This window comes from Collinsella aerofaciens ATCC 25986 (assembly GCF_964239575.1).
Taxonomy (GTDB): domain Bacteria; phylum Actinomycetota; class Coriobacteriia; order Coriobacteriales; family Coriobacteriaceae; genus Collinsella; species Collinsella aerofaciens_BQ.
The window spans coordinates 23,229-32,708 of sequence record NZ_CAXSQQ010000021.1 but is presented as its reverse complement, the minus strand read 5'-3'; the positions used below and the strand labels follow the sequence as shown (position 1 = coordinate 32,708).

Below are 9,480 nucleotides of genomic sequence, written 5' to 3'. Positions count from 1 at the left end.
AGGCCCCGCCGACCGATTGCAAGCGGTCGGCGGGGCCATTGCGGCTCTTGACAGCGGATTGGGTCATATGAGCGAAAACGGCCCCAAGCGAGCAAGGTGACGTGAAATGAAAGGACGCTGACCTTCTGGTCGCGCCCTTGAAGTTGAACGTCAGATTGCCGCTCTGGCGGGTTTGCAGCGTCAACTGGTTACGCGGTTTGGTAAAACCGCGTAACCCCTACGGCCGCTGGCCCATGCCACCCTCGAGGGTGACGGTCTCGCCGTTCATGTACTTAAAGTCGGGACCGCAGAGCTGAACGACCACGCGGCCGATCTCCTTCTCGACGTCGCCGTAGTGGCCTGCCGGCGGCATGTGGACGTTGGCCTTGAAAGCCTCGGGGTAAGCATCCTGGAAGTTCTCGAGCGCAGCGGTCCAAGCAAGCGGGCAAACGATATTGACGTTGATGCCGTCCTTGCCCCACTCGTTGGCGGCAACGCGGGTCAGGCCGCGGATGCCCTCCTTGGCGGCAGCATAGCTGCACTGGCCATAGTTGCCAAACAGGCCGGCGCCCGAGGCAAAGTTGACCACGGAGCCCTTGGTCTCCTTCAGGTGCGGATAGGCCTTCTGCATGTACAGATAGGTAGCATACAGACCGGAGTAAATGGCCAGGTTAAACTGATCCATGGTGTGATCGGCGATGGTCACACCCGAGGCGCTGGCCTGAGCATTGTTGACGACGGCGTCGATGCGGCCGAACTCCTCAATGGCCTTGTCGATGACGTTCTGGACGACGGCCTCGTTGTCCTGACCAGCCGAGACATCGGCCTGAACAGGCAGAACCTTGACACCGTACTCGGCCTCGAGAGACTCCTTGGCGGCCTCGAGCTTGGCGACGTTGCGGCCGGTGATGACGAGGTTCGCGCCCTCCTTGGCAAATGCGATATCGATGCCGTAGCCGATGGAGCCAGCGGAACCGTCCTTAAGCGTGGCCTTGCCGCCGCCGGTGACGATCACGGTCTTACCAGTGAAAAGTCCCATACAAAGTCCTTTCAAATCGCGACGGGCACGCCCGCCGACTGCGCGTATCCAACTTCACGCGCCAAAAGCTGAGATGTAACTTTAGCGTGTTCAAGCAAAAATAAAAGACCGCGGTAGGCGAACGGCACCACGTAGTTCGGCGAAGGGATTGTCAAGTACAAACTGGATAAAACGGCCGAGTTATTGTTATCAGATCGAGCCATCGAACACGTTTTGAAACTTTGCTGCGGCGCGCGGGATGTCGGCGCGAGACCTTATCATAGGGTGACAAACAACGATGAGGAGCACATGCCTATGACAGACGAGCTGGACCCCCAGACTCAAGAGCATATTGATCATTCCGCAGACGCCGTCGACGACTGCGATACTCCTACCTGCGTCGACGCCTCCACCGATGCGCCCGCCACCGCAGATGCGCCCGCTGCCGCAGATGTGCACGCTGCCGCAGATGTGCACGCCGATGCGGATAAAGCAACAGACACAGACGATACTGTCGAGCATGACGAAAGCGAGCAGCCGGAGCCGAGCGATGCCGAACCCGACACAGACCCCGCGCCACAGGCGGCAGGCCCCATCGAGGTGTCTTCGGAAGAAGAGCTCGATGCCGTCATGGACTCCATGATGGATGCCGTCAAAGCGATGAAAGACGCCGTGGCCGATGCCGATATTGATGCCGAGGAAGAGGAGGCCGCCGAGGCGGCCTCGACCTTTGTGCCCGGCGAGACTCCGGTTGCCGACCAGGGCAGTACCATGCCCTCGTTTCTCCAGCTCGAGCACCCCACGATTGGCGCCGATGCGGTCGATCCGCACGCAGCAGGCTTTTCTGTGGTCGAGGGCGGTACCGGCAATATCGCCGCGCCGCAGACTGCCGATGCGGACGCTGCCGACACCACTCGCCCGACCGCCCCGCACTCCCCCGCCGCGAGCCGCGATCTGGGGACCGCTGTCTCGAACACCGCGAACGCCGTGGGCACCTTTATCGCCCAGGGCGCCTCGGCCATGCGCGAGATGAACGCCGCGAAAAAGGCACTTGCCGATGCCCGCGCCCACCTGACCGAACTTGAGCAGCGCATTGCCGATCAGGCCGAGGAACTCGAGACGCGCCAGGATATCGCAGGCCGCTACGACCAGATCGTCGCCGACCAGCGCCAAGCGATTGCTACAGCGCAAAAGGCCGCCGCGGCAGCCGAGATTGACCGTGATGCCCACGCCGCCAAAGCGACAGAGCTCAAGGGTCAGTTCGAACAAATGAAGACAGAGGATGACGCGACTGAGCTCCGCCTGAAGGCCGCGCTCGACGCCGTGGAGGCCCGCGAGGCAAGCTCTCGCGAGACCGGCAACCGCCTCGTTCGACGTCTTGAGGATTCCAAGCGCATCCGCGACAAGGTGAAGGCCGAGCGAGACGCCGGCATTGCGGCCGCACAACAAACCGTCGACGCCACGCGCGCCCAGCTCGAGACGCTGCGTCATGAGTATGCCGAGCTGCAACGCAATCCCTCGGCAAATCCCGCCAACTATACGGTGCGCACCAGCGAGCTCTCGATGCAGATCTCCGACACGGCAGATGCCCTGCGAAAAGCCGAAGAAGATGTCCCGCGCATCACCGCCGACCTTGAGCACTCGCTTGCCGCAGCCGAGCAGGCCGTCGAGCAGGCTCAAGCCCCCATTGCCGAAGCCAAACGCGCACACCAAGCCGTGACGACTGAGGCCGATGCCGCGCGCGACGAGCTGCAGACGGCGAAAACTGCCGCCACGACGCGCCAGCGCGAACTGCGCGAGAAGATAGCCGCCGAGGACAAGGCACGCCGCGACCAAGAGCAAAGCATCGCCAACGCCCAAGCAGATGCCGCACATGCACAGTCGATCATCGAGCAGGCGACCGAGGTGCATGACCATCCAGAGATCACTGAGTCGCTTGCAGGATCCTTGGCCCGAGACAAAGCCGAACACGCCGAGACCGAGCAAGAAGTCGCCCAGCTCGAGGCCACCGAGGACGCGGTGCGCGAGCGTACCCGCGACTCACGCATCAAATTCACTGGCGCCATCGTCTGCATCGTCGCCGTGATTCTGGCAATCATCCTGATCTGGCTGTTCGCGAGCAAGTAAACCAGCTGCCAAAAAACGCCTCAACTCAGTTGCGGTGAGAAAGTTTCTGTTTAGCCCCAAAAAGGCCAATTCAAGAACTATCTCACCGCAACTTATTTAGATCGACGCAAGGCAACCTATCCCTCTTGCACCGATCTCTTGACATAAGGACTGTCCCCAGGTGCCGGCACAAAAGGAACGTCCCCAAGTGCCAACAATGGCAACGCCGGTGTTTTGGCAACGACAGCGAGCGGGTCGCATTTGAGACAAGGTGACGTGAAACGAAAGGGCGCTGACCTTCTGGTCGCGCCCTTGAAGTTGAACGTCAGATTGTCCAAATGCGGCCCGCGCAGCGTCGAGCAGTTACGCGGTTCGTAGAACCGCGTAACTAACAAATGAGCATCGCGTCGCCAAAGCTGAAGAAGCGGTAGCGCTCCTCGATGGCAGCGGCGTAGGCATCCATGATCTGGTCGCGGGTGGCAAGCGCGCTCACGAGCATCATGAGCGTGGAGCGCGGCACATGGAAGTTCGTGATCAGCGCGTCGACCACGTGATAGGTCGAGCCGGGCATGAGGTAAAGCTGCGTCGTGGCGTTCTCGCGCACCACGATGTCACCGCGGCCAAGCGTATCGGCCCCGTCCTCGCGGCCTTCAAAATAGCGCGCCGTCACGGCCGGATCGGACACCGGCGCGTCCGTGTCAAACGCGCTCTCGAGCGAGCGCACCGCGGTAGTGCCGACGGCGATCACACGATGACCCTCGGCCTTGGCCTTATGCACGGCGTCGACAACCTCCTGCGACACGTGGTAGCGCTCGGTGTGCATGACGTGCTGCGTGGGGTCGTCCTCCTCCACCAAGCGGAAGGTATCGATGCCCACCTCGAGCTCGACGGCGGCAAACTTGGCACCCTTGGCCTCGATAGCGGCCATGAGCTCAGGAGTAAAATGCAGGCCCGCCGTGGGAGCGGCAGCCGAGTGCTCCTCCTTCATGGCGTACACGGTCTGATATTTCTCGGGATCGCCCTCGTAATCGGTAATGTAGGGCGGCAGCGGCACGTGACCGGCAGCATGGATGGCCTCGTCAAGCGTGCGCGGCTCGCCGGCGGCATTGCAACCGGCCGGCTCAAAACGCACCAGGCGGCCGCCGCGACTATCGGTGACAAAGTCGACGACCTCGGCCGTCAGCACCACGGGAGCCCCCTCGGGCGCATGAGCGCCACCGGCGCGATACTCAATCTGAGCACCGGGCTTCAGGCGCTTACCCGGCTTGACCAAGCACTCCCAAACATGGCCCAGCGGGTCAACATCCTCGCGGCGCTTGAGCAGCAACGTCTCGACCACGCCGCCCGAGCCCGTCTTGCGACCGATAAGACGGGCCGGCATCACGCGCGTCTGGTTGATGACGAGCACGTCGCCCGGCTCGATATAGTCGATGATGTCACGGAAGATGCGGTGCTCGACGGTGCCGCCATGCCCTAACGGCGTTCCTGTCTCGGAGCCTTTGCGATCCACCACCAGCAGGCGGCAGGAGTCGCGCGGCTCGGCAGGCGCCTGGGCGATGAGCTCTTCGGGCAGGTTATAGTCAAAATCATCGGTACGCATAGACACGTCGGATTCTCCTTATATAGCTAAAGTCCGCTCTACATCCTAGCAGGCTGACGTCCCAAGTGAACTACTTTTTGGCGGCTTTGCGCTCGTCGCGGATGCGGGCGCGGTCCATGGCCGCCTCGACGGCCGAGAAACGGCAGCCGCAGTAGTTCTGCCGATACATGCCCAGCTCGCGCGAACGACGTGTCGCCTCGGGGTAATACGTGCGAAAATCGCGAATCACCGGAGTGAGACCGCGGGCAGCAGCCAGACGCTCCAACACATCATTGCAGGTTTCGAACAACTGGTACGGCGAGACGGCGAGCGTCGTGCCCACAAACTCAAACCCGCGCTCCTGGGCCACACGGCACGCCTCGGCCAGACGCAGGGCATAGCATGAGCGACAGCGACGGGCTCGATCGGCGCCCAGCAGGGCCACGCCGGCCTCCCAGCGCTCCCGGTCCTCCCCCGCCTCGATAAGCTCGATGTCGCCATCGGCACACCACCGGCGCAGCTCGTCCAAACGCCGCTGCCATTCATCGTGCGGCTGAATATTGGGGTTTGTCCAGCAGATTGTGGGCTCAAACCCTTCCTCGCGCAGCAGGCGGACCGGCTCAAGAGAGCACGGCGCACAGCACGCATGCAGCAACAACGGCTTCATCGACATCTCCTCACCCGAAAAAGCGCACGCCAAAGGACGTATCCTCGCAGGCGACAATGCGGCGGTCGCGCAAAATGGTCCGCACGTAATACCAGTCGCCCACACAGCCCGACAAATGCAAGCCGGCCGCCAGGTAGCACAGCAGCGGATAGCCCGAAAACGCAAACCCCAGGGCAAGCGCCGCCGTCACAACAACCGTCGGCGCCAGGCAAACCGCCACGTATCGCATGCGCGAATACACCACGCCTTCGGCGCAGGCGTAAATCATGCAGGTTTCGAGATTTGCCCCAAAGGTCACCTGCGCGCCCGCAGGCGCCAGCAGCTTAAAAAACACACCGTGCACCAACTCATGCACGGCAAATGACGCCGCCGAAACCGCAGCCAAGCCGACTATCCAGCCCAAAACGGCCGTCCAACCGCCCGCATCCGCCGCATCCAGGTCCGCGGGCCCGCCCAGCAGCATAAACACCGGCACCAGGCACACGGCAAATGCGCCAAGCACCGCCATCCCCCACACAAAGCAGGCGTGCAGAAAATCCTCGTCCTCAAACGCATGTATGTTGGAAATCTCATTCATAGCATCTTAGGATAGCGCCCCTGCCACGTACCCGTCCGCATGTGCGATAATGTCGAACGATATGCACGAATTGACCACCGCGTCGCCAGGCCTTGCGCCCGGCCGCGCTCTCACCATATGCGAAGGAGTCCCATGGCATCCAAATACTCCATGAACGACCGTCCCAGCTGGCCTCGCCGCGCCATCGTTACCGCCGGCGAGCCCTACGGCAACAAGGGCCTTCACTTTGGCCACGTCGGTGGCGTCTTTGTCCCGGCCGACTTCTTCGCCCGCTTCCTGCGCGACCGTCTGGGCCGCGAGAACGTCATCTTCACCTCGGGCACCGACTGCTATGGCTCGCCCATCATGGAGAGCTACCGCAAGCTCAAGGAGAACGAGGGCTACGACAAGTCCATCGCCGAGTATGTCGAGTCCAATCACTCCCGCCAGGCCGCGACCCTCAACAACTACAACATCAGCTGCGATATCTACGGCGGCTCGGGCCTTGAGCCGGCTGCGCAGATTCACAACGAGGTGACCGCCGAGATTATCGAGCGTCTGCACGAACAGGGCACCATCTCCAAGCGCTCCACGCTGCAGTTCTACGACGCCAAGGCCGGCACGTTCCTCAACGGCCGCCAGGTGATCGGCCGATGCCCCATCCAGGGCTGCAAGTCCGAGAAGGCTTATGCCGACGAGTGCGACCTGGGTCACCAGTTTGAGCCCGAGGAGCTCATCGCGCCCAAGAGCCAGCTCACCGGCGAGGTGCCCGAGCTGCGCCCGGTCGACAACCTCTACTTCGACCTGCCGGCCTACCTCGACTTTATGAAAACCTATACCGCCAAGCTCGCCCAGAACCCGCAGGTTCGCTCCGTGGTCTCCAAGACCATGGAAGAGTGGCTGCTGCCGGCCCAGCTCTACATCCAGAACAAGTTCCGCGAGGCCTTCGATGCCGTCGAGGATCAGCTTCCCGAGCACACCGTGCTGGAGCCCGAGGGCAACAAGAGCAGCTTTACCGTCACCTTCCCCAGCTGGAAGGAGCGCGACGATGCCCACGCGGTGCTCGCCAACGGCGGCGTGCGCTTCCGCAGCGGCAAGGCGCTCGTGCCCTTCCGCATCACCGGCAACATCGACTGGGGCGTTCCGGTGCCCGAGGTCGATGGCGTCTCCGACGTCACCTGCTGGTGCTGGCCCGAGAGCCTGTGGGCTCCCATCAGCTATACGCGCACCGTGCTCGCACGCGATGCCAAGGCCGCCGGCGTGACCGAGGGCGTCGCCGCCCAGGATGCCGCCCTCATGGGCGAGCCCGCCGCCGATTCCACGCAGGTCCCCGCGCCCACCTACCAGCACAGCTCGCTCGACTGGCGCGACTGGTGGTGCTCGGATGACGCACAGATCTACCAGTTCATTGGCCAGGACAACATCTACTTCTATTGCATCGCGCAGACCGCCATGTGGGAGGCCCTGGGTTGGAACCTCACGCAGAGCACCGTCAGCGCCTGCTACCACCTGCTCTACATGGGCAAAAAGGCAAGCTCGTCCTCGCAGACGCCTCCCCCGCCGGCGGACGACCTGCTCAACCACTACACCTGCGAGCAGATGCGCGCGCACTGGCTGTCGCTCGGCCTGTCCGAGAAGCCGGTGAGCTTTAGCCCCAAGGCATACGACACCCGCGTGACCGGCAAGGACAAGGACGGCAACGAGGTGCACGCCTGCGACGACAAGCGCGTCATCGATCCGGCCCTTAAGGAGAGCGCGCTGCTGACCGGCGTGTTCAACCGCCTGGCCCGCAGCTGCTTCTACGGCGTCGCCGTCAAGGAGGGCGACGAGAGCCCCTACCGCAACGGCTGCATCCCCGCCGGCGCGGCCTCTGCCGCCGTGGTCGAGGCCGCCGAGCAGGCTGCCCTTGCCTTTGAGCAGGCCATGTACAAGTTCGAGACGCACCGTGCGCTCGCCGTCTGCGACGACTACCTGCGCGCCGCCAACAAGCGCTGGAGCGACGCCTCCAAGGCCGCCAACAAGCTCGAGGGCGAGTCGGCCAATACCGCGATGACGCAGGCCCTCGTCGACGCCTTTACCGAGCTGCGCGTGGCGACCGTCCTGATGCACGGTATCGTCCCGGCCGGCTGCGAGCTCATCTGCGAGTACTTCGACGTCGATCCGGTCGCCTTCTTTAGCTGGGATAATATCTTTGCCTCCACGGACAAGTTTGTGGAGAGCCTGGGCGAGAAGCCCGGCGAGCACCGCGTAAAGCCGCTGCCCCCGCGCTTCGACTTCTTCAGCAAGCACGAGAGCCAGTACTAAGCCAACACCAAGGCAGAGTAGTCAATTTGGGACGGGGCTATTTTAGCTACCCCGTCCCAAATTTAACTGCAACGCCTGCCGAAACGGACGGGCAGCTAAAATAGCCCCGTCCCAAATTGACTACTTTTAATGGAATGGGAAGGAAAGACGGATGTCCAAGCCGCGTCGTCGTAAGCAGAAAAAGCAGGTTAAGCCCGAGCTCAAGCTTAGGCAGTTTGCTGCCACCGAGCTTTCCGACCAGCTTGCCGCCCTTCCCTGCGCCGCCGACCTGCCGCGCTTTATGGTAGACACGGTCGCCGGCGCCTATGCGCCCGCCGATGCCGAGCTCATGATCGAGGGCTTCGGCGCCGCGGCCACACGCCCGGTCACGCTGCGCACCAACACGCTCAAGGCGACCGCCGAGGACATCGCTGCGGCGCTCGGTGCCGCCGGCATCGCCCACAACCCCGTCGCCTGGTACCCAGACGCCTTTATCCTGCCCGAGGCCCAGGTTTCCGATCTGTGGGATCTCGACATCTACCGCGACGGCAAGATCTACTTGCAAAGTCTGTCGTCCATGATGCCGCCTTTGGTGTTGGGCGCCCAGGAAGGCGAGGACATCCTGGACATGTGCGCAGCCCCTGGCGGCAAGACGACACAGATCGCCGCCCTCACCCAGGGCCAGGCACACCTCACCGCCTGCGAGATGAGCATTCCCCGCGCCGAGAAGCTCGAAGCCAACCTCCACCGCCAAGGCGCAAAAAACGTGCCCGTCATGCGCATCGACGCACGCGAGCTCGACGAGTTCTTCCGCTTTGACCGTATCCTGCTCGACGCTCCCTGCACCGGCACGGGCACCGTCATCAGCGGCAACGAGAAGAGTCTGCGCGGCCTGACCGAGCAGTTGCTCGGCAAGTGCGCCCGCTCGCAGCGCGCGCTTCTGGACCGCGCCATGGGAGCCCTCAAACCGGGCGGCACGCTCGTCTATTCGACTTGTTCGATCTGGCCGCAGGAAAACGAGGACGCCCTGCAAGAGGCCCTCGACAAGCACATGGACTGCGAGCTTATCCCCCTCGACGGCACGCCGAGCGAAAGTGAAACGCGCCGTGCTCAGGAAGCTGGCGAAGAGCCGCGCGTCGAGAGCAACGCCCTCACCGAGGCCATCGCCGCCGGCCACGTCTCGTCCGTCGCCAACGGTATGCCCGGCACGCTGACCATTCCGCCCAGCCGCGACTTTGAGGGCTTCTATATCGCCCTGATCCGAAAACGCAGCTAGCGCACGGATTCAAAAC

Annotated in this window: 8 protein-coding genes; 3 read left to right on the top strand and 5 right to left on the bottom strand. The window is 63.0% G+C overall.

Translation table 11 applies throughout. The features are described from left to right. Together ACESUZ_RS08330 and ACESUZ_RS08325 are read right to left on the bottom strand one after the other, a co-directional pair. Positions 1-184: hypothetical protein (locus ACESUZ_RS08330; protein ID WP_373199547.1), on the bottom strand; the 184-nt coding region annotated here is incomplete at its 3' end. 33 nt (positions 185-217) lie between these two features. Continuing rightward, the gene (locus ACESUZ_RS08325) at positions 218-1,018 is read right to left on the bottom strand and encodes an SDR family NAD(P)-dependent oxidoreductase (protein WP_006235414.1); all 801 of its coding nucleotides are present in this window, start codon (positions 1,016-1,018) and stop codon (positions 218-220) included. A 294-nt stretch (positions 1,019-1,312) separates the two neighbouring features. Here ACESUZ_RS08325 and ACESUZ_RS08320 point away from each other — a divergent pair, with 294 nt between their 5' ends. Then, positions 1,313-3,124 (top strand): coiled-coil domain-containing protein, encoded by a 1,812-nt coding sequence (locus ACESUZ_RS08320; RefSeq protein ID WP_195568798.1) that lies wholly within the window; start codon positions 1,313-1,315, stop codon positions 3,122-3,124. Positions 3,125-3,491: 367 nt separating this feature from the next. Here the strand turns inward: ACESUZ_RS08320 and queA are convergent, their stop codons facing one another. From queA to ACESUZ_RS08305, 3 genes are all read right to left on the bottom strand, one after another. Further along, complete coding sequence (gene queA / locus ACESUZ_RS08315) at positions 3,492-4,703, bottom strand: tRNA preQ1(34) S-adenosylmethionine ribosyltransferase-isomerase QueA (protein WP_138375229.1); 1,212 nt, start codon at positions 4,701-4,703, stop codon at positions 3,492-3,494. 70 nt (positions 4,704-4,773) lie between these two features. Next, complete coding sequence (locus ACESUZ_RS08310) at positions 4,774-5,349, bottom strand: epoxyqueuosine reductase QueH (RefSeq protein WP_373199545.1); 576 nt, start codon at positions 5,347-5,349, stop codon at positions 4,774-4,776. Positions 5,350-5,359: 10 nt separating this feature from the next. Further along, the gene (locus ACESUZ_RS08305) at positions 5,360-5,926 is read right to left on the bottom strand and encodes a DUF3267 domain-containing protein (RefSeq protein ID WP_373199543.1); all 567 of its coding nucleotides are present in this window, start codon (positions 5,924-5,926) and stop codon (positions 5,360-5,362) included. A 132-nt stretch (positions 5,927-6,058) separates the two neighbouring features. On the opposite strand from ACESUZ_RS08305, the gene ACESUZ_RS08300 reads away from it, so the two are divergent. Together ACESUZ_RS08300 and ACESUZ_RS08295 are read left to right on the top strand one after the other, a co-directional pair. Beyond that, the gene (locus tag ACESUZ_RS08300; RefSeq protein ID WP_373199541.1) at positions 6,059-8,209 is read left to right on the top strand and encodes a class I tRNA ligase family protein; all 2,151 of its coding nucleotides are present in this window, start codon (positions 6,059-6,061) and stop codon (positions 8,207-8,209) included. 151 nt (positions 8,210-8,360) lie between these two features. Then, complete coding sequence (locus ACESUZ_RS08295) at positions 8,361-9,464, top strand: RsmB/NOP family class I SAM-dependent RNA methyltransferase (protein ID WP_373199540.1); 1,104 nt, start codon at positions 8,361-8,363, stop codon at positions 9,462-9,464. The last annotated feature ends 16 nt before the right edge of the window (positions 9,465-9,480 follow it).

Coding starts and splice junctions, on each gene's coding strand:
- ACESUZ_RS08325 (WP_006235414.1), bottom strand. CDS start 1,018: ATGGGACTTTTCACTGGTAAGACCGTGATCGTCACCGGCGGCGGCAAG.
- ACESUZ_RS08320 (WP_195568798.1), top strand. CDS start 1,313: ATGACAGACGAGCTGGACCCCCAGACTCAAGAGCATATTGATCATTCC.
- queA (WP_138375229.1), bottom strand. CDS start 4,703: ATGCGTACCGATGATTTTGACTATAACCTGCCCGAAGAGCTCATCGCC.
- ACESUZ_RS08310 (WP_373199545.1), bottom strand. CDS start 5,349: ATGAAGCCGTTGTTGCTGCATGCGTGCTGTGCGCCGTGCTCTCTTGAG.
- ACESUZ_RS08305 (WP_373199543.1), bottom strand. CDS start 5,926: ATGAATGAGATTTCCAACATACATGCGTTTGAGGACGAGGATTTTCTG.
- ACESUZ_RS08300 (WP_373199541.1), top strand. CDS start 6,059: ATGGCATCCAAATACTCCATGAACGACCGTCCCAGCTGGCCTCGCCGC.
- ACESUZ_RS08295 (WP_373199540.1), top strand. CDS start 8,361: ATGTCCAAGCCGCGTCGTCGTAAGCAGAAAAAGCAGGTTAAGCCCGAG.